The sequence below is a fragment of the Erwinia sp. HDF1-3R genome (genome assembly GCF_039621855.1).
Taxonomy (GTDB): domain Bacteria; phylum Pseudomonadota; class Gammaproteobacteria; order Enterobacterales; family Enterobacteriaceae; genus Erwinia.
The window spans coordinates 759181-777791 of record NZ_CP155071.1; the positions used below are offsets into that span (position 1 = coordinate 759181).

Annotated in this window: 21 protein-coding genes; all 21 read left to right on the forward strand. The window is 48.0% G+C overall.

Going from position 1 to position 18611, the window contains the following annotated elements:
• The 21 genes from tssM to AAGR22_RS03540 all read left to right on the forward strand — a co-directional run bounded on the left by tssM (position 1) and on the right by AAGR22_RS03540 (position 18568).
• Complete coding sequence (gene tssM / locus AAGR22_RS03440) at positions 1-3618, forward strand: type VI secretion system membrane subunit TssM (protein ID WP_345830289.1); 3618 nt, start codon at positions 1-3, stop codon at positions 3616-3618.
• A 16-nt stretch (positions 3619-3634) separates the two neighbouring features.
• Entirely contained in the window at positions 3635-4345 is a 711-nt protein-coding gene (gene tagF, locus AAGR22_RS03445) for a type VI secretion system-associated protein TagF (RefSeq protein ID WP_067703818.1), read from the forward strand.
• A 16-nt stretch (positions 4346-4361) separates the two neighbouring features.
• Positions 4362-5381, forward strand: coding sequence for a type VI secretion system protein TssA (tssA, locus tag AAGR22_RS03450; RefSeq protein ID WP_345830292.1), 1020 nt, complete (start codon positions 4362-4364; stop codon positions 5379-5381).
• A 48-nt stretch (positions 5382-5429) separates the two neighbouring features.
• Positions 5430-5960 carry a type VI secretion system contractile sheath small subunit gene (gene tssB / locus AAGR22_RS03455; protein WP_067703812.1) on the forward strand — a complete coding sequence of 177 codons (531 nt, stop codon included), beginning with the start codon at positions 5430-5432 and terminating at the stop codon, positions 5958-5960.
• A gap of 3 nt (positions 5961-5963) precedes the next feature.
• Positions 5964-7463, forward strand: coding sequence for a type VI secretion system contractile sheath large subunit (gene tssC, locus AAGR22_RS03460; RefSeq protein WP_345830295.1), 1500 nt, complete (start codon positions 5964-5966; stop codon positions 7461-7463).
• A gap of 82 nt (positions 7464-7545) precedes the next feature.
• Positions 7546-7770, forward strand: coding sequence for a hypothetical protein (locus AAGR22_RS03465; RefSeq protein WP_067703806.1), 225 nt, complete (start codon positions 7546-7548; stop codon positions 7768-7770).
• Positions 7771-7927: 157 nt separating this feature from the next.
• A complete protein-coding gene (locus AAGR22_RS03470) occupies positions 7928-8410 on the forward strand; it encodes a type VI secretion system tube protein Hcp (protein ID WP_067703803.1) in 483 nt (160 codons plus the stop codon).
• Positions 8411-8460: 50 nt separating this feature from the next.
• Entirely contained in the window at positions 8461-8952 is a 492-nt protein-coding gene (locus AAGR22_RS03475) for a type VI secretion system amidase effector protein Tae4 (RefSeq protein ID WP_067703800.1), read from the forward strand.
• Positions 8949-9308 (forward strand): T6SS amidase immunity protein Tai4 family protein, encoded by a 360-nt coding sequence (locus AAGR22_RS03480; RefSeq protein ID WP_345830297.1) that lies wholly within the window; start codon positions 8949-8951, stop codon positions 9306-9308. Before AAGR22_RS03475 ends, AAGR22_RS03480 begins: the two co-directional genes overlap by 4 nt.
• Positions 9309-9423: 115 nt before the next feature.
• Entirely contained in the window at positions 9424-10287 is an 864-nt protein-coding gene (locus AAGR22_RS03485; protein ID WP_345830298.1) for a glucosaminidase domain-containing protein, read from the forward strand.
• Between the two features lie 28 nt (positions 10288-10315).
• On the forward strand, positions 10316-10681 hold the full coding sequence (locus AAGR22_RS03490) for a hypothetical protein (protein ID WP_082804113.1): 366 nt from the start codon (positions 10316-10318) through the stop codon (positions 10679-10681).
• Between the two features lie 660 nt (positions 10682-11341).
• Complete coding sequence (locus tag AAGR22_RS03495) at positions 11342-11752, forward strand: lysozyme inhibitor LprI family protein (protein ID WP_345830301.1); 411 nt, start codon at positions 11342-11344, stop codon at positions 11750-11752.
• A gap of 93 nt (positions 11753-11845) precedes the next feature.
• Entirely contained in the window at positions 11846-12250 is a 405-nt protein-coding gene (locus tag AAGR22_RS03500) for a lysozyme inhibitor LprI family protein (RefSeq protein WP_345830303.1), read from the forward strand.
• 77 nt (positions 12251-12327) lie between these two features.
• On the forward strand, positions 12328-12744 hold the full coding sequence (locus tag AAGR22_RS03505; protein ID WP_345830305.1) for a hypothetical protein: 417 nt from the start codon (positions 12328-12330) through the stop codon (positions 12742-12744).
• Between the two features lie 373 nt (positions 12745-13117).
• Positions 13118-13717, forward strand: a complete 600-nt coding sequence (locus AAGR22_RS03510; protein ID WP_345830307.1) for a lysozyme inhibitor LprI family protein — start codon at positions 13118-13120, stop codon at positions 13715-13717.
• Between the two features lie 62 nt (positions 13718-13779).
• Positions 13780-14334, forward strand: a complete 555-nt coding sequence (locus tag AAGR22_RS03515) for a hypothetical protein (protein WP_345830309.1) — start codon at positions 13780-13782, stop codon at positions 14332-14334.
• Positions 14335-14613: 279 nt separating this feature from the next.
• Entirely contained in the window at positions 14614-14985 is a 372-nt protein-coding gene (locus tag AAGR22_RS03520; RefSeq protein WP_345830310.1) for a hypothetical protein, read from the forward strand.
• Between the two features lie 206 nt (positions 14986-15191).
• Positions 15192-15569, forward strand: a complete 378-nt coding sequence (locus tag AAGR22_RS03525; RefSeq protein WP_345830311.1) for a T6SS amidase immunity protein Tai4 family protein — start codon at positions 15192-15194, stop codon at positions 15567-15569.
• 397 nt (positions 15570-15966) lie between these two features.
• On the forward strand, positions 15967-16365 hold the full coding sequence (locus AAGR22_RS03530) for a lysozyme inhibitor LprI family protein (protein WP_345830312.1): 399 nt from the start codon (positions 15967-15969) through the stop codon (positions 16363-16365).
• Between the two features lie 467 nt (positions 16366-16832).
• Positions 16833-17657, forward strand: a complete 825-nt coding sequence (locus tag AAGR22_RS03535) for a lysozyme inhibitor LprI family protein (RefSeq protein WP_345830314.1) — start codon at positions 16833-16835, stop codon at positions 17655-17657.
• Positions 17658-17725: 68 nt separating this feature from the next.
• Positions 17726-18568 (forward strand): hypothetical protein, encoded by an 843-nt coding sequence (locus AAGR22_RS03540; protein ID WP_345830316.1) that lies wholly within the window; start codon positions 17726-17728, stop codon positions 18566-18568.
• Positions 18569-18611 lie beyond the last annotated feature (43 nt).

Consider the following 18611-nt stretch of genomic DNA (forward strand, 5'->3'; position numbering starts at 1 on the left):
ATGCTGAATATTCTTTTTGCCATCATGACCAACCGGCTGATGTGGGGATTTATCGGTATCACCGCGCTCTCCTTCATCATCTGGGTGATTGGTCCGGTGTTTTCCATCGTCGACTCCAGGCCGCTGGAGCCGGAAGTTAACCGACAGATCAGTATTGCACTGCTGTATATCGCCTGGGGCCTGAGCAATCTGGTGCCGCGCCTGTACAACGCCTGGCTGAACCGCAAGCTGATGGGCAGCCTGAAAACCACCCCCGGCGACGAGAATGACCCCAACCGTCAGCGTCTGACCAGTGAGGATCGGGTGCTGGCCGAGCGCTTCTCTGAAGCCTCGGAGATGCTGAAAAAGGCGCATTTCAGCCGCAGCAGCAACCGCCGCTGGACCCAGCGCTTTAGCCGCCAGTATCTCTATCAGCTCCCCTGGTATGTGATCATTGGCGCACCCGGCGCGGGGAAAACCACCGCGCTGGTCAATTCAGGGCTGCAATTCCCGCTGGCGGATCGCTTTGGTAAAGCGGCGCTGCGCGGCATTGGCGGCACGCGTAACTGCGACTGGTGGTTTACCAACGATGCCGTGCTGCTGGATACGGCAGGCCGCTACACCACCCAGGAGAGTGAGCAGCAGCAGGACGCGGGCGAATGGAACAATTTCATCGGGCTGCTGCGTAAATACCGCGGACGTCAGCCGATCAACGGGGTGATTGTCACCGTCAGCGTTGCCGATCTGCTGACGCAGTCGGCAGAGGCGACCCGGCAGCAGGCGCTCTCTCTGCGCCAGCGGCTGACGGAGCTGCATGAACAGCTGGGGATTCGCTTCCCGGTCTATGTGATGGTCACCAAAACCGACCTGCTGAAGGGCTTTCGCGCCTATTTTGGCAACTTGGATAAGGCGCAGCGTGACCAGGTCTGGGGCTTTACCTTCCCGTGGGAGCGTTCAAAACACGCCGACTTTGACCTGGCCGGCGCCTGCACCCAGGAGTATGCCCTGCTGCAACAGCGTCTGGATGCCGGACTGCCGGACAGGCTGCTACAGGAGAGCGATGGTAAAGCCCGCGCCGAAAGCTATCTGTTCCCGCAGGAGTTTGCCGCCCTGCGCCCGCTGCTGTTTGAGTATCTGGAAACGGTATTTGCCCGCTCCAATTTTGAAACGCAGTTTTCACCGCGCGGCATCTACTTTGCCAGCGGCACCCAGGAAGGGCTGCCGTTTGACCGGGTAATGGGTGAGCTTAACCGCGCGCTCCAGCTGCCGCAGGAGGACGCGGGCACCAGCGGTGCCTGGGATAACGTCAACAAAGAGTCTCCTATCCCGGCGAACAAAGGGCAGAGCTTCTTCCTGAAAGACCTGCTGCAAAACGTCATTTTCCAGGAAGCCGGGCTGGCGGGCAGCAACCGCTGGTGGGAGCTGCGTAACCGGGCAGTACTCTGGTCGGGCTATCTGCTGCTGGTGGCCGCGCTGGTGATTGCCGGTCTGCTGTGGGCAACCAGCTTTAGCAACAATAAAGCCTATCTGAAAGAGGTGAACGCGAAGGTGCCGCAGGTGGTGGCGCAGAGCAAAAACCTCCAGGCCGGCGATTTGACTGACCTCTACGCGCTGCTGCCGTTCCTGAACGGCGTGCTGCACCTGCCGGACAGCGAATCCTTCGATCTGAATCATCCGCCGATCACCCGGCGAATGGGGCTGTATCGCGGCGTTGAGGTCAGCGATGCGACCCAGGCGCTCTATCAGAAATCGCTCCAGCAGCTGCTGCTACCTCAGGTCGCGCAGATGATCACCACCTGGCTGCGTAACGACAACGGCAGCGATGCCGACTACAGCTACGAGGCGCTGAAAGCCTACCAGATGCTCTACCAGCCGAAGCACTACGATGGCAAATTCCTGCATGCCTGGGTGATGCTGAATATCCAGCGTAACCAGCCGCAGAACGTCACGCGCGAGCAGATCAAACAGCTTGGCTGGCATCTGTCGCAGCTGCTGGAGACGCAGATACAGGCCTCGCCCTATGCGCGGGACGATGCGCTGGTAAAGCGCGAGCAGGCGCTGATTAATCAGATGCCGCTGTCGCAGCGCGTCTATGGACGACTCCGGCGCCTGCTGGAAAAAAGCGACGGTCTGCCATCGGTATCGCTGGCCTCGCTGGGCGGTCCGCAAAGCGAGCTGGTACTGTCGCGGAAAAGCGGTAAGGCGGTCAGCGAGGGCATACCCGGTCTGTATACGCCGGAGGGCTACTGGAACAGCTTCGATAAAAATATCGACAGCGTGACGGCGGCACTGCACGACGACGACCAGTGGGTGCTGGGTGGTCAGGTGCAGGGAGAAACCAAAGCGCAGACCGACCTCGCGGTCCGTCAGCTCTATATGGCCGACTATATGCGGCAGTGGGATGGGCTGCTCCAGGATATCCAGCTGAACAACAGCGCTGACCTCTCGCAGCGCATCAACGCCGCGCGGGTGCTCTCCGGCAACAATTCGCCGCTGCGTAAGCTGGTGATCAACCTCAGCCACTACCTGATGCTGGAGAAAGCCGCCCCGGCCGATGACAAAGCCCAGGCGGGCGAGGACAAGGGCAGCACCGCCCGCAACACGCTGGATGCGCTGTTCCGTTCGCGCGAGCAATCCACAGCCGCAAGCCAGCAGCAGCAAACGCCTGAGCAGTCAGTAACTGCTCACTTCGCACCAGTTATAGAGCTGGCGCAGCCGCTGGAGAAAGGCGGTAAAACCATCGCCTTTGACGACTTCCTAAAGCAGATCGACGACCTCTATCGCTACCTGACGGCGGTGCAGGATGCGGCAAACAGCGGCATGCCGCCACCCTCTGGTGATGCCATCAGCCATCTGCAGGCCAGCGCCGGTCGCCTGCCGGGATCGCTGCAAAATATGTTCACCAGCATGGCCGTCGGCGCCAGCAGCGACACCCAGCGTCGCGACCTCGACAACGTGCGCAAGCGCATTAACGTTGAGGTGGGCAGCTTCTGCCGCCAGGCGATTGCCGGGCGCTATCCCCTGTCGCGGTCGGGGCGTTCAGAAGTGACGCCGGACGATCTGGCACGGATGTTTGCGCCGGGCACCGGGCTGATGGACAGCTTCTTCCGCGATAACCTGGCGAACAAGGTCGATACCACCCAGGCGGCCTGGCGCTTCACCCCGGGCATTGATGGTAAAACGCTGCCGGGGGGCGAAGGGGTGCTGCGGCCTTTCCAGCAGGCGCAGAGCATTCGCGACGCCTTCTTTGCTAACGGCGCGACCACGCCGTCATTCCGCGTGACGGTGCGCACGGTGCGGATGGACAACGATATCCTGACCATGACGCTGGATGTCGACGGCCAGCAGCTGCGCTACAGCCACGGGCCGCAGGCGGTTCAACTGATGAGCTGGCCGGGGCCGGGCGGCACCAGCCAGGTGAGAATGCAGCTCGGCCTGGCCGACGGCACCACCGCCACGCTGGTCACCAACGGTGCCTGGGCGCTAAACCGCTTCTTTGATCGCGCCGAGCGGTCAGGCGGCAGCAGCAGCCTCAGCAAACAGGCCGCCTTCAACGTCAATGGTCACCATATTACGCTGGAATTCACCCCCAACAGTATTCGCAACCCGTTTCAGCTACCCGGGTTCTCATGCCCCTAACCGTCAGGAAATGATGATGAGCCAGACACCTGCGATTGGCTGGTACGGGAAATTGCCCAGTGCCGGAGACTTCTTAAAACGCCGCTTCCCCGATGCCATCTGGCAACAGTGGACCAACTGGTTCCAGGTGGGACTGCTTAACTGGCAGAAAAACGAAGAGCAGCGGCCCGAGGGCGAACGTAAGTTCAGTAGCGCGCCGGTGTGGAACTTTGTCGTGCCGCCGATGCTGGGTAGCCAGCTGGTGCAGATGGGCTGCCTGCTTCCAGCCTGCGACAGCGTGGGCCGCCAGTATCCGGTCTGCGCGCTGCTAACCTTTTCGCCGCAGAGCTGGTCACCGTCACAGCTGGCGATGGCCGGCGAATGGTATCAGCAGCTGGGTCGCGCGCTGCTTCATGCGGTGCGCAATGGCTATTCGGCTGAACAGCTCGACCGCTCGCTGCTGGCCATCCCTGCGCCGCCGCTGCCGACGGAAGAGGAACAGTCCGACATTCTGGACGTGATTGGCTACGCCGAACGGCCCACCACCCTGAGCTGGCGGCAGGTATCGGATTGCTTTGATCCGCAGCAGTACACCAGCTTCTGGTGGACCAACCAGACCGATGGCTACCCGCTCTACACCCAGGTGCACAGCGGCAACTTTACCGGCCAGCTATTTTCGATGCTGTTTGACCCGGCGGCAGGTGCCCGACCGGGACGCCACGGCCTTTATCCGCCGATGTTTGAGTAATGAGCAAGGGAGCACTATGAATATCGACGCGCTACTTACCCCGGTCAGCAGCGACCAGCCCTGCGGCGAGAACCTGGAATATGACGCCGACTTTATGGCGATGGACCAGGCCAGTGCGGGCAAGGCGGAACAGCAGTTTGGCGACACCATTATTCCGGCCGAACCGGCAGACTGGAACCGGGTTGAGCGGCTGGCCAGCGACCTGCTGACCCGCAGCAAGGATCTGCGCATTATGCTGGCGCTGACCCGTGCCTGGACCCAGCTAAAAGGCCTGACCGGCTACGCCAGTGGCCTGGCGCTGATCGAAAGATCGCTGGTGGCCTGGTGGGAGCCGCTGTGGCCGGTGCTGGAGGAGGACGGCGAACGCGATCCTTTCTACCGCATCAACGCGCTGGCGGCGTTAGGAGATAAGTCAGCACTTACTAGCGCTCTGCGTCAGGCACCGCTTTTGCGCAGCGCCTCCGATGAAATCTCCCTGCGCGACGCCTGTGCGCTGCTTGACGGCAGCAAAACCGAATGTCCCGACTACCCCGGCGGTCGCGCGCGGCTGATCGACGAGCTGGCGCGGGGTGGACAACCCGGCGTGGACGCCATTATTAAGATAAGTGAGCGCTTACAAATCATTCGCGAAACCCTGGTGCAGCACCTGGGTGAAACCGGCGTTCCCGAGATGGAGCAGCTAATAAAAACGGTCTCAACCGTGGCGCAGGCCTGCGAGGTGACCGACCTCTTAACGCTTATCCCTGCCGCATCAGCGCCAGGCGAGATCCCGCCCGTAGCCGGAGCGCCGGAGGTGAAAGCGGTCAGCGGCCACACCGACTGGCGCAGCGCACAGCCGGGTTCACGGGCCGATGCGCAGCTGATGCTGGAAAAAGTGAAGCAGTACTTTGTTCAGCACGAGCCCAGTCATCCGGCTCCGCTGATGATCGACCGCGTACAGCGGATGATCGAGATGGACTTTATGGACATCATTCGCGATCTGGCGCCCGACGGCGTCCATCAGCTGGAAAATATTTTCGGACGCCGCGACGGCTAAGTCGCCCGTTCATTTCTCTCTTTACCGCGCATACCAATGGAGAACACCATGGCAATCAGTAAATCCAGTGGGCAGAAATTCATCGCCCGTAACCGCGCGCCGCGCGTACAAATTGAGTACGACGTGGAGATCTATGGTGCGGAACGTAAAATCCAGCTGCCGTTTGTAATGGGCGTGATGGCTGACCTGGTCGGCAAGCCGGTTGAGGGCCTGCCGTCCGTGGACGAACGTAAGTTCCTTGAAATTGATATCGACAACTTCGACGAGCGGATGAAATCGCTCAAGCCGCGCGTCGCCTTCCAGGCTGACAACACCCTGACCGGTGATGGCCGCCTGAATATCGATCTCACCTTCAATAGCATGGAAGACTTTTCGCCGGATGCGGTTGCCCGCAACGTTGAGCCGCTAAACCAGCTGCTGGATGCGCGGACACAGCTCTCCAACCTGCTGACCTATATGGACGGCAAAAACGGTGCGGAAGAGCTAATCTCGAAAATTTTGCAGGATCCAACGCTGCTGAAATCGCTGAGCCACCTGCCGAAGCAGGATGAATCAGCGGATAAAGGTCAGGAGGAGTAACCGATGAGCAATCCATCCCAACAGCAGCAGTCGCAGGAGCAGCAGGCCTGGAGCCAGGACGAGTTCAGCGCGCTGCTGAATAAAGAGTTCCGGCCAAAAACCGACTCGGCCCGCTCGGCGGTAGAGAGCGCGGTAAAAACCCTGGCGCAGCAGGCGCTGGAAAACACCGTCACTGTCTCCAGCGACGCCTACCGTACCATCCAGGCGCTGATTGCCGAGATCGACGAAAAGCTGTCGCAGCAGGTCAACCAGATTATTCACCATGAAGACTTCCAGAAGCTGGAAGGCGCGTGGCGCGGTCTGAGCTACCTGGTGAACAACACCGAAACCGACGAGATGCTGAAAATCCGCTTTATGAGCCTCTCCAAACAGGAGCTGGGCCGCACCCTGAAGCGCTATAAAGGCGTGGGCTGGGACCAAAGCCCGATCTTTAAGAAGATCTACGAAGAAGAGTACGGCCAGTTCGGCGGCGAGCCGTTCGGCTGCCTGGTGGGCGATTACTATTTCGACCACAGCCCGCAGGACGTTGAACTGCTGAGCGAAATGGCGCGCATCGGCGCGGCCTCCCACTGCCCGTTTATCACCGGCACCGCGCCGGGCGTGATGCAGATGGAGTCCTGGCAGGAGCTGGCGAACCCGCGCGATCTGACCAAGATTTTCCAGAACAGCGAATACGCCGCCTGGCGCAGCCTGCGCGAGTCAGAAGATGCGCGCTACCTCGGCCTGGTGATGCCACGCTTCCTGGCGCGCCTGCCTTATGGCATTCGCAGCAACCCGGTCGACGCCTTTGATTTTGAGGAAGAGACCGAAGGGGCGAACCACGCCAACTACACCTGGACCAACGCCGCCTACGCGATGGCGGCCAACATCAACCGCTCATTTAAAGAGTACGGCTGGTGTACCTCTATTCGCGGCGTGGAGTCCGGCGGTGCGGTAGAAAACCTGCCGTGCCACACCTTCCCGAGCGATGACGGCGGCGTGGACATGAAGTGTCCAACCGAAATCGCCATCAGCGACCGTCGCGAAGCCGAGCTGGCAAAAAACGGCTTTATGCCGCTGGTTCACCGCAAAAACTCCGACTTTGCCGCCTTTATTGGCGCGCAGTCGCTACAGAAGCCTGCCGAATACCACGACGCTGACGCTACCGCCAATGCCCGTCTGGCCTCGCGCCTGCCGTACCTGTTCGCCTGCTGTCGCTTCGCGCACTACCTGAAGTGCATCGTGCGCGACAAAATCGGTTCATTCCGCGAGCGCGACGAAATGGAACGCTGGCTGAACGACTGGGTAATGAACTACGTCGACGGCGACCCGGCTAACTCCTCGCAGGAAACCAAATCCCGCAAGCCGCTGGCCTCTGCCGAGGTGCTGGTGGAAGAGATCGAGGACAACCCCGGCTACTACGCGGCCAAGTTCTTCCTGCGTCCGCACTACCAGCTGGAAGGCCTGACCGTTTCCCTGCGCCTGGTCTCCAAACTGCCGTCGCTGAAATCTAACGACGCCTGAGGCAATTCGCGGCGGTGAAGAGGGTTGTACGGGGCGGAGATGGCCCCGTGTACCAGACTCAATCAGTAGAGGAAGCCGAGTCATGCTGAAAAAAACAGGCTTAATCTTCCTGCGACTGGCCCTGACCTGGCTTGCAATGTTTATCTTTATTTGCTGCGTAGGTTATTACGGTCTGATCTTTAACTGGCATATCTCAGGCGCAGGCATTGCTGTTAACGCCGTAATAATTATTGTCGCTATTTCTGCGTCTGTTGTCATTTATGGCGTTGCAGAAAAAATGAAGAAAGTCATCAGTCCATTTACTTGATGTGAATGGCATTATTTATCTGAAAATCCCATGTAGCGATATTCAGAATAGAGGCAGAGGTAAAATATGGACTGTTTTATTCAGCCCCATGCTTTCCTGTTTGCCATATCAGTGCTTTATCTAAAGCAAATTTTTAACTAAACAAGAGTAGATAATCATGGCTATTGATATGTTTATGAAGGTTGATGGTGTCACCGGCGAGTCTAAAGACTCTAACCATACCGGCTGGACCGATATTACATCTTTCTCATGGGGCGCTTCCCAGCCGGGCAATATGTCTGTTGGCGGCGGCGGCGGTGCGGGTAAGGTTAATTTTAATGACCTGCATGTTAATGCACTAATTGACAAATCAGTGACTGCATTGCTAAAAAATTGCGCCAGCGGCAAGCACCTGTCTAAAGTTGAAGTATCTATCTGTAAAGCAGGCGGTACTCAGGTTGAGTATGCACGTATTACTCTTGAAGATGTACTGGTGACTACCGTTAATTACAATGGTTCTGATAACGGTGATACCCTTGGCATGACCTATTCTTTCCAGGCTTCTAAAGTCAAACAGCAGTACTGGGAACAAAGCTCTTCCGGCGGTAAAGGCGCAGAAAGCAGCGCTGGCTGGAACGTTAAAGAAAACAAAGAAGCGTAAGTAGTTATAAAACCTCCCCTTATGGGGAGGTATATTCAAGGAGCCTCATTATGTCAGTTAACAAGCCGATGTTTTCTGCAGCATGGAATAGATTCAGTGAAGTTAATATTTCTGTCGAAAGTGTAGGAAAGCTGCTTGGGGGGAAAGTAGAAACTAATATTTCCTCTGGCATATTTGAAAATGCCTGTCCAATAAGAATGAGCTATGTGCTTAACTATACAGGTGTGCCTATTCCATCTAATAATCGATATGCTACGGTTTCAGGTAAAGACCAAAAACGCTACATGTATCGCGTCAATGATATGATGGATTTTTTAGTAGATACGTTTGGTAAGCCTGACCTGACTACACCTTCTCCTCAACCCACCGCATTTAACGGCAAACAAGGTATCATCGTTTTTCAGGGGAATGGTTGGAGCAATGCGCGTGGGCACGTCACATTATGGAACGGGAACATCTGTTCGGATGCCTGTCACTTTCTTGGAAGTGCAGAAAATGGTAACTTCGTTCCAACGATGGCTTCACTTTGGACTTTGAAATGAAAAAAATCCTTCTGATTGCTGGCATCTTCATAACTCCCATGGTTCAGGCGGTTACTCCACCAGCACTGGACAAGCTTCCACAACCCCACATTTTTCAAAACTGGATTCTCGACCGTTGTATTGGAAAAATCACCATTGATAAAGGTTTCAGGGATGATGCGTTCAAAAGTGCTTCTGCCTGGTTGGAATATAGCAAGCTCCCTGTTGACGCTTTCAATGATGCTGACAAACTTATCGATGAGTCTTTAAAAACAAAATTAACGGGTTCTGTTGACGGTGATTTTAAAGTGCTTAAATGTAATTTAATCTCTCATAGTAATGAGCAGATGGATATTTTTAATAAGTACCAAAATTAATCGCTGTCTGATATTTAAGGGAGCGAAACTGATTTATAAAATAAACTAATCGTTAACCAGTATGATGAGTTTATTATGAATCTAATTTAACTCATTCTTGGTATAGGAAGGTATCATGCGTTGGAAACTTACAGCTGCGGTAGGTGTTGGGCAGCCAAATCACTCTGAAGATGTGCGCAAGGTTCAGGCGCTGTTAAATCGTGCTGCCTACGAAAGCCATGGAGCAATTTTGCATGAAGATGGAAAGTTTGGTCCGAAAACTCAGGCGAGAATCGAAGAGTTTCAGCGCACTCAGGTACACATGTCACAACCTGATGGTGTGCTTAACCGGAATGGCCCAACTGAGCGTAAGTTAAGCCACTCATCCAACCCTACTCCTCAGCGAGCAACTGCAGCGCATTCTTCCGCCGCACCCGCGACAGCACGAATAGAGCCAGACAGTGCTGCTGCTGAGCTACTACAAAAAAGGGCAGCTCAGCGTCCACCAAATCGTAAAGTCGCCTGGTTCAATCGTGCTTTGCCAGCAGCCATAAATGTCAAATCACGTTGGGGAGTTCCTGTCGCTGTAACCCTGGCTCAGGGGGCGCTGGAGTCCAGTTGGGGTACACATGCCCCCGGTAATATCTTCTTTGGCGTTAAGGGTAAGTCACCAGATGGAAAGTCGATTAACGTAACTACTCATGAAGTTTACGGTGGCTCCTCTACCGTAATTCAGGATGGTTTTCGTTCATATGATTCACTGGAACAGTCTGCCGATGATTATGGCCGCTTTCTTGCCTCAAACAATCGTTACCGCGCGGCTTTTGCTTATCGTAACGATCCAGAAAAATTTATTCATGAGGTAGCTAAGGCAGGGTATGCTACAGATCCTGATTACGAGAAGAAGATTCTGATAATTATTCGCGTCAACGGTTTGAAAGATTATGACCTGCCACAGGTTTCTACATCGGCAAGCTTCCAGAATGCTTTACATCAGTAAAGATACTATGAGGGGTAATGGATAAAAGATGAATATAATAGTAAATTCCAAATTAAAAAGCTGTCTGATTACTTTACTACTGATAATAACAGGTTGTGCTGGCGCAACAGCGGCAACGACCATGAATCCAGTGGTCAAACAAGTTAAAACAACGGTTGAGAAAGAGAAGCTGGTTAGCGACCCATCTTGCACCGACTATCTGTTCACTAAAGATGCAGAGAAGGGAATGGATCTGGTGGATGTCATGGAGAAACATGGAGGCAAATGCATCGGTGATCCGCAGGTGCAACACCGTTTATTTAGCGTATACGTCGATCAAAAGACTAAGCAGATGCTCAGTGACAGGGATGATCCCGAAGACGGTAATCTGTCGCTGCTACAACCCGCAGGATAATCTAGCTACACGGTGCACAACTATCTTCTTTCAGTCTGAATTGAATACCCACCTGATAATTTATAAAATTTCGGTGGGGCGAATATTTGATGGGGTTTGAATTTAACCTGGTGCAGGAACTATATAATAGCTTCATTTTAGGATTTTTTTATTTTCTGCGGTCCATAGGATGCATTTTCTGAATATAAATATCCTGAATCTAAATATTTTTTAATGAAAATGATCGCTTATCTGTTTTGATTGTTTTCATTAATCAGTTAATCAGAGCAGGTTGAGATGATATAAAGCGCAAAAGTGTTGATAGGGACAATAGCCAATGATTTTTATAGAACATCAAAATGAATGCGGTGTAATTACACGATAAGCACAAGCTAGATTATTTGAATTGTTATAACCGGTATATGAAAAAAAAAGGGCTGAAAAAGCCTATGCATCATTTATTAATAAATTCCCAGATCACACACCATGGAATGACTTAGAAATTTATTAAATATATATAGCTATTGATTTTATATATTAAGGAATTGCAGAAGAGAAACTCATGAAAACATGTGTGTATAATGATGTCGATCATCTGCTTAGTTATATCATTACCCCCTCTGAAATAAATTCGTTTAAAGGTGGGCGTGATAGAACAAGGTATTTAAGGGAAAATAAATAATGGCTCATATTAAAGAAATTAAAAATAGTGTTCTTTTAGCTGTGGTTCTTCAATTCAGTGCAGGTGCTCATGCATTACAAGATTGTTCAAAGGGAACAAGTGATGGTGAAGTAGAAGCCTGTTCGGAAAATAACAAAAACCTGGCTGAGGCTGCACTTAATAAAGAGTATTCTGAGGCGAAAAAGCGGATTTCAGACGTTTTCTCTCAAGATGAAAATGTCAGGAGAAACTATATGGAAATATTTACTGAAGCACAACGAAGTTGGTTGAAGTTCAGAGGATTTCAATGTGAAATGGAAGCTCATCCAGCGGTTAAGGGAACTAATCTACATCTGGATTACGTCAATACATGTTTAGCAAATTTAGATGTTGAAAGAACTAATACTTTGAAGAAGATCCCTTATGATTAAACTTGAAGACTATGGTTTTTTCAGGATGTCATATTTATAATCACACAGGCCGAATTGCCCGGGGAAAATCGCTAAGTTAAGGTAAATGTCGAAATGAAAATTATATTACCTGCAGCGGCAGCCTATTTATTTTTCTCTACGTTCACAGCACAAGCAGCCGAAGATTGCTCTAAGAAAATAAGTGATTCTGAAGTTTTTACCTGCGCTGAACATAATAGAAACGTAGCTGAGAAACAGCTGAACACAGAGTACTCTGCTGCAAAGAAAAGAATAGATGAAACATTTTCTGGTCAGGAAAGGGAAAGGGAAAGGAAAGACTATCTTGGGGTATTTCTTGACTCACAACGTGGCTGGTTAAAATATCGTGATGGTCAGTGCAAATTGTTTGCACATGTAGCAGATAAAAATAGTAATCCTTATAGGGTTTTTACCAACGATTGTATCGCAAAGCTTGATGAGGTAAGGTCAAAGGAGTTAAGGGCAATTCCATACGACTAATTCACTAGGGAAGGTAACAGGCGCAGACTAAGGCGCTGTTGCTGAAAAGGAACTGATTACCTTATGGATTTAATTTTATGAGTACAGAGTATTTGTTTTTCTCCATAGTGCTGTTTCTTTTCTTAATTTCTATTTCTGCCACAATTGTTTCCTATTTTTCTTATAAAAAAAACTTAAGTAGATATGAGTTTTTTTTAGAGAATTATCAGCAGGCTGGCCTGTTTGTTGATACTGTAACCACTCTGGCGTCGAATCCTGGTTTTGTTTTCTTTTATTTTAAGATCGTCTTTTTTATTCGTCTGCTGCGCAGGAAAAAAATGTATTCTAAAAAAGGAGTGTTAGTAGATGAAAGGTGCTATCACTATATGCAGTCACTTCCTAAGAATGAAATTGCATGGATGTGGAAAGGGCGACGTAATTACTTCATACAAAGTTCATTTTTCATAATGGCAATGCTTATGGCTTATATTCATAGTGTTATATACCATTATTAATGATATGCAAAAATTGGAATGGAAAATTTAAGCAGGTGTGGGCTTTAATATTTACAATATCAAAATTTTAATCTCTCTTATAAATCTAATCATATTTTTAAAATTATTTGTCGATTAACTCATAATAAAAATTTAGATTTAATATTTAACCTCTGGTTTTAGAGGTGTAATGCAAAAAGGTTCATTATGATCAAGTTTGTTCTGCTATTTTTTGCGTTGACTTCCTCTTTTATATGCTATCCAGCATCATCAGTTTCTACCATTATTTTTAAGAGTAGCTGGGTTGTAAGCAAAGTGGATATCAACAACCTTACGGAAAGGACCTTAAGTTATCAATCCAATGATGATCGCTTAGTTGGTCGGTTTATAAGTTTTGATACGAACTCCATCACATTTACCTGAAACAATTAATTGTCAACAGCCTCTGTATAAATCAACTACAAGTTCGATTGATAGTTTAATTCATGAAGCGATGGGGGGCGCTGACTCAGCCAGTGCCAAAGCTTATGACCTGGAGGTCGATGGCAAGAAAAATATTCCGGTCTTGAATCTCAGCTGTCATGTAGGTAGCTTTGGTGGAGGCGATACCGGAAAAAATTCATGGATTGGTTTCCCAGATAATAAAAAAATGCTGGTTAACTGGTTCGATGGGACCATTCTGACGCTTGTGCCGGTGAGTAGTAATGCAAAACCTGAACCATCATTCTCTTGCGCAAAAGCTTATACACCAACTGAAAAAACAATCTGTTCAGATTATAACCTTTCTTCCTTCGATAAAAGTGTCAATAAAGCATGGAAGTCTGCTCAGCATGGCGCCATTTCTGTAGGCGACCAGGCACTGGAGGAGAAAATAAAAAATTCTCAAAAAGCCTGGATAAAGACACGTAATTCTTGTGAGACAGATAAAGAATGTCTTAATAAAAGCATGGTTGAAAGGCTTAATGTTCTTTCTTCAATAACAGACGGGCAGTAAAGTTAATATCATTGTGTTTTTTATTGCGTTTAAAAATTATAACCGTAATCATGGTGTTTTTAATGAAAACGATCGCATATCTGGTTTTGTCCTTTTCGTTAATCAGCTCATCAGTTCTGGCAGATACAGTTTTAAAGATTTCAGGTGCCCCGGCTGTCAGTAATGCTATAACAGTGAAAGCAGAGAGCAATGGACTTTCAAATGTTGAACTTGATTCAAAGCAGACTTTTGATGTCGTTAGTGATGGGTCTAAACTAGGGACTCTGGTGCAGGGAAGAGGCTGGATGAGAGATATTCATCCAGTTTGTTTTGTAGCCTGGTCAACCAATAATAAGGATGTTGATTTCTTTAAAACAACCATTGGAGTAGATGATTGGGAGACGGCTGACTGTGATAAGATTGACGCGGTTGGTTTAATATCTAAACCTGAAGAAAGTGATACGAAAATCGCAGTTGTCTATTCTGTTGATACCAGAGGGCAGGCATCGCATAACTATGTTATTTTCGGTTTGAGAAATAAAAATGAACTGTTTTATGACTCAAGAACAACAGCTCGCTTTGAAAACTCATACGTAAATACTATCTCTGAATTAAGGAAAAAATACCAGGTAGAATAAAGTTTCTTTCTTGGTCTTAAAGTAAGATAGCCTGCTTTTGATATATCATCTGGGTAGGCTGCTATAGTATTTTTAAAATCGAGACGGGCTTTTTGAAATCTCTTTAAAGTAATCATGGGTAATGTGGAAATAAATCTCAGGGTACTGGCGTTACATTGAGAGGAAGGCTTTGAATAAACTGTATTAGTAATCATTCTGCATAATGAATAAAAGAACATATTTTTTGCTTTAGCCAGGGTTTATTTGTATAAGGATGATTTTTATAGTGAGGTTAGGGTAATGAAAAAAATTATAATTACTACAGCGCTTTTAGCTTTTATATTGGGCTGGTCATCACTGTCTAGTGCTGAGAGTGCGTCAGTCTTTAATGGAAAAAAATACACTGCAAAAATCACTCAGCATTGTGCTGAAGGAAATGTTTCTTGCGAAGATGTAACATTCGATTCCAGGAGCAAAGCAACGGGTAAAGGGATCGTTCTTAAAGGTAAGACAGTAGGCGTAAATTGTCCTGATGTATGTGATTTTGCAGGTTATGAATTTCATAATGGTGCATATAAATATTATTTTGTATCTGGAAATAATAATCTTTGGGATCTTAACATTTTCAAGAATGGTAAGGTTATTTCCACTGATATTGGTACGATGGAATAATTGTCATAGAAGAATGAAAGCTTAGTAAGTGAAATTAGTTCCAAGTCCGAAGTGGTTATAGTGATTCTCTATGCTTTAGAAATGGAGTTATTATTTATGGCTTTATATTATAAAAGTTCAATTTGATAATTTGAAGCCTAACAATTTCCTGGTAGTTCAGAAAATGGTAGCTTCATTCCAACGATGGCTTCACATTGGACTTCGAAATGAAAAAATTCCTTCTGATTACTTGCATATTTATCACTCCAATGGTTAAGGCGGTTACTCCACCAGCACTGGACAGGCTTCCACAACCCCAAATTTTTCAAAACTGGATTCTCGATCGCTGTGCTGGAAAAATTACCTTTGATAAAGGTTTCAGGGATGATGCGTTCAAAAGTGCTTCTGTCTGGTTGGAATATAGCAAGCTCCCTGTTGACGCTTTCAATGATGCTGACAAACTTATCGATGAGTCTTTAAAAACAAAATTAACGGGTTCTGTCGATGCTGATTTTAAGGTGTTTAAGTGTAATTCAATCTCCCAGGGTAACGAACAGCGAATTATCTTTAAAAAGTATAATAGTAAGTTACGCGCTCATGATTAGCGTATATTTTTTATATATAAAGTGAAAGTTAATCACTGGTAATTAGTATAATCGAGGCGTTCTGGTAATTAATTTTGTTGCCTCTGCAATAAGATGACCTCTGAATAATAATAACAATAAAAAATCACATACTGATATTTCCCTATTTGTAAGGTGATAAAATCTGATATTTCATTGATAATGAGCCCGCTAAATTTAAACACTAAAAAAGTCAGTCTAAAAAGTGGTTGCTAATTGATCTGCTTTATAAAATCCATCAGGCGAGGGATGTTGTGATTTAGTAGAGCCGGATTAACCCTGTTGTGAACTTCCACCCTCATTGATATCAGAATTATAAACTGCGATGAGTGAGGCAGACTAAAAATAACCATCACGCTTATCCTTAATAAGAAGAGTAATGAAATATACAAAGCGTCTTTTACTGGGATTTACGGTGTTATCCCTAAGTACTTCGGTCTTCGCTGCTGATGCTTGCCTGAACCCACAGGCAGAAGGTGAGATTCTACAATGTTCTGCTCAGAAGAAGGTTAACGCAGAAAACTTATTAAATAAAGAGTATTCATCTGCAAAACAGAGAATAATGACTACTTATAAAGCGGATAAATCGTTAGGTGATGAATATATAAAAACATTGCTTGATGCGCAGAGAGGTTGGTTAAAATACAGAGATGCCCAGTGCAAGCTAGAGGCTTTTGTTGCAGAGGAAGGAACACTTGCTAATACGGTTTCGATTAATGAATGTATTGCCAGAGTTGATGGTGTAAGAATTAAAGACTTAAAATCAATGCCATATTGATTAATTTAAAAGCGAATGTCGTTGGATATTCGCTTAGGATATCTTTTAAATATACGAATGCATGATTGTTAGAGTGGTTAAATTAATTATTTGATGTTACTTTTAACCTCCTGGCGAGTTATCTTTTTCTTCAACTCTTCTTCAGCGCTCTTCATTTTTGTAGCGTTGGGAAATGCATGTGGGCCATAGCTTAAAGAAAACCCATGATGCTGAACTACCAACCTGCGCTCAAAAGAGTCGTGTGGCTGCTGAGTTGGTAATCAATGCGAAATACTCAGCAGGTAATAAGAAAATGATGATGTGTTCGCAAATAAGTCAACGTTAAAAAATTATATTACTATCTAACTTCATCCTCAAAAATCAGGCTTAAATATCGTAAAGGGCAGTCCAGAGAGAGTGCGTGAAGTATGATTTTTCAACTTTAGCCAGAACGTATTAGGAAGATTTTTTATAAGGAATAATGTATAATGAAAAAAATAATAATGACTATACCGTTTTCAATTTTAATATTTTGGTGGTCATCTTTTTCTCGTGCAGAAAGCACGGTAGTTGATTATTCATCCACTCTTCAGGGCGTATGGCAGATCCAGGAAGTACATATTAATAGCCTTCAGACGTACAGACCAGATATCATTACTAACGATCCTACATTGGTTGGAAGAACAATCACCTTCACTAAGAATGATATATCTGGAGATATTTTAGTTTCCATGGGCTGCGGAAAACCTGAATACGCCTATTCGAATGCGATGAAATTTGACGAGCTGATTAAGAAAACATCTGGCTCTGACGGCAGCAGCATAGATAAAATCAGTGCCAAAAGTTATGGCTTCTCGTTTGCCGGAGATACAGTCGTTCAACCTGTCACTGTGTCATGCAGTCAGGGAATATTAGGCCCCAGAGGTCACGCAGTTGATAACTGGCTTGTGGAAACTGATAACAATACGATGATTACTAACTGGGATAGCGACTCTTATCTCACATTGAAAAAACTATCAAATAATCCTCAACCTGACCCGGGTTTTACGTGTGCGAGTAACAACAACGATGCCGAAAGAGCAATATGTGCCTCATATGAACTTTCTTCGTGGGATCGCAGTGTCAGCGATGCGTATAAAACAGTCCTTAAGCAGATAATAAATATCGGCGATAATGTTGAGACAAAGGTCAGTAAGTTAAAAGCCGCGCAATTATCCTGGCTCCATGAGCGAAACAGATGTGCTTCAGATAGTCAATGTCTCAAAAGCACCATGCGCAAACGTACCGAGTCACTGGTTGATCAGGCCAAATAATCTCTGGCGAAGTAACGCGCCACCCACACATCAACCTAATATCAATCATAAAACCCCAGGCGTAGTAAATGAATAAATGGCTGCTGATAATCCTGATGGCTCTTTCCTTAAATGCCAGCGCACTCACTCTGCTAACGCCGGAAAACAGTCAACCTTACGCCAATGCTGTCCGTGAGGAAGCCGCTAAATATTCTGTTAGCGATGGCGTGCCGCTGAATAAACAAAGCTTTTCGATTACCTCAGATGGGAAAAAGTTAGGCGTGTTTATTTCAGGCCAGGGCCAAAGCGAACAGGGTGCAGGGATCTGTTTTGCAGCCTGGCGTGCTCAGCAAGGCCGGTTAACCACGGTTATCCCCACTATAGGTAAAGAAAACTGGCAGGGACAGACCTGTAAGCGAACCCTGGCGGTTGGCGTTCTTTCTGAGGAGAACCCTGCGGAGATTAAGATCGGCGTAATTTATGAGGTGATTGCCTCTGGCGCTAACGCCTTTGCATCAGCGATCTTTTCCGTTGATAAAGCGAAGAGAACATTAAGCCTTGATCGGGATCTAACGTCCGGGATCGGATCGCAACATATCGCCAACCTTGCAGGCCTTAAACAATGGTACCAGGGTCATAAGCCACCAGAAGCGACTGCGCGTTTTAACGTGGTGCAACAGGTACAAAAAGCAGTTGAAGAGCAGAAGCTGGTTAAGGACCCTGCCTGCGTTGAGTACCAGCAGGCCAAAGATGGCGAGCCCGGTTTAACGCTTGTTGATGTGATGGAAAAGCACGGCGGCCACTGCCCCGGTGACATTCAGATTAAGCACCGCCTCTTCAGCATTTATGTCGATAACGTTACCCATCAAATGCTCACAGATAAAGATGACCCGGAAGAAGGGACCTTCAGCCTGCTGCCCGATATAAAGTAGAACACCGAATGAATAAATTAGTGTGACTTCTGCTGGCAAATAC

Bases quoted from the DNA above. Each gene is read 5' to 3' on its own strand.
- AAGR22_RS03505 (WP_345830305.1), top strand. From the start codon at position 12,328: ATGAGTACAGAGTATTTGTTTTTCTCCATAGTGCTGTTTCTTTTCTTA.
- AAGR22_RS03530 (WP_345830312.1), top strand. From the start codon at position 15,967: ATGAAATATACAAAGCGTCTTTTACTGGGATTTACGGTGTTATCCCTA.
- tagF (WP_067703818.1), top strand. From the start codon at position 3,635: ATGAGCCAGACACCTGCGATTGGCTGGTACGGGAAATTGCCCAGTGCC.
- tssM (WP_345830289.1), top strand. From the start codon at position 1: ATGCTGAATATTCTTTTTGCCATCATGACCAACCGGCTGATGTGGGGA.
- AAGR22_RS03480 (WP_345830297.1), top strand. From the start codon at position 8,949: ATGAAAAAAATCCTTCTGATTGCTGGCATCTTCATAACTCCCATGGTT.
- AAGR22_RS03500 (WP_345830303.1), top strand. From the start codon at position 11,846: ATGAAAATTATATTACCTGCAGCGGCAGCCTATTTATTTTTCTCTACG.
- AAGR22_RS03525 (WP_345830311.1), top strand. From the start codon at position 15,192: ATGAAAAAATTCCTTCTGATTACTTGCATATTTATCACTCCAATGGTT.
- tssB (WP_067703812.1), top strand. From the start codon at position 5,430: ATGGCAATCAGTAAATCCAGTGGGCAGAAATTCATCGCCCGTAACCGC.
- AAGR22_RS03470 (WP_067703803.1), top strand. From the start codon at position 7,928: ATGGCTATTGATATGTTTATGAAGGTTGATGGTGTCACCGGCGAGTCT.
- AAGR22_RS03495 (WP_345830301.1), top strand. From the start codon at position 11,342: ATGGCTCATATTAAAGAAATTAAAAATAGTGTTCTTTTAGCTGTGGTT.
- AAGR22_RS03535 (WP_345830314.1), top strand. From the start codon at position 16,833: ATGAAAAAAATAATAATGACTATACCGTTTTCAATTTTAATATTTTGG.
- AAGR22_RS03520 (WP_345830310.1), top strand. From the start codon at position 14,614: ATGAAAAAAATTATAATTACTACAGCGCTTTTAGCTTTTATATTGGGC.
- AAGR22_RS03515 (WP_345830309.1), top strand. From the start codon at position 13,780: ATGAAAACGATCGCATATCTGGTTTTGTCCTTTTCGTTAATCAGCTCA.
- AAGR22_RS03540 (WP_345830316.1), top strand. From the start codon at position 17,726: ATGAATAAATGGCTGCTGATAATCCTGATGGCTCTTTCCTTAAATGCC.
- AAGR22_RS03475 (WP_067703800.1), top strand. From the start codon at position 8,461: ATGTCAGTTAACAAGCCGATGTTTTCTGCAGCATGGAATAGATTCAGT.
- tssC (WP_345830295.1), top strand. From the start codon at position 5,964: ATGAGCAATCCATCCCAACAGCAGCAGTCGCAGGAGCAGCAGGCCTGG.
- AAGR22_RS03485 (WP_345830298.1), top strand. From the start codon at position 9,424: ATGCGTTGGAAACTTACAGCTGCGGTAGGTGTTGGGCAGCCAAATCAC.
- AAGR22_RS03490 (WP_082804113.1), top strand. From the start codon at position 10,316: ATGAATATAATAGTAAATTCCAAATTAAAAAGCTGTCTGATTACTTTA.
- AAGR22_RS03465 (WP_067703806.1), top strand. From the start codon at position 7,546: ATGCTGAAAAAAACAGGCTTAATCTTCCTGCGACTGGCCCTGACCTGG.
- tssA (WP_345830292.1), top strand. From the start codon at position 4,362: ATGAATATCGACGCGCTACTTACCCCGGTCAGCAGCGACCAGCCCTGC.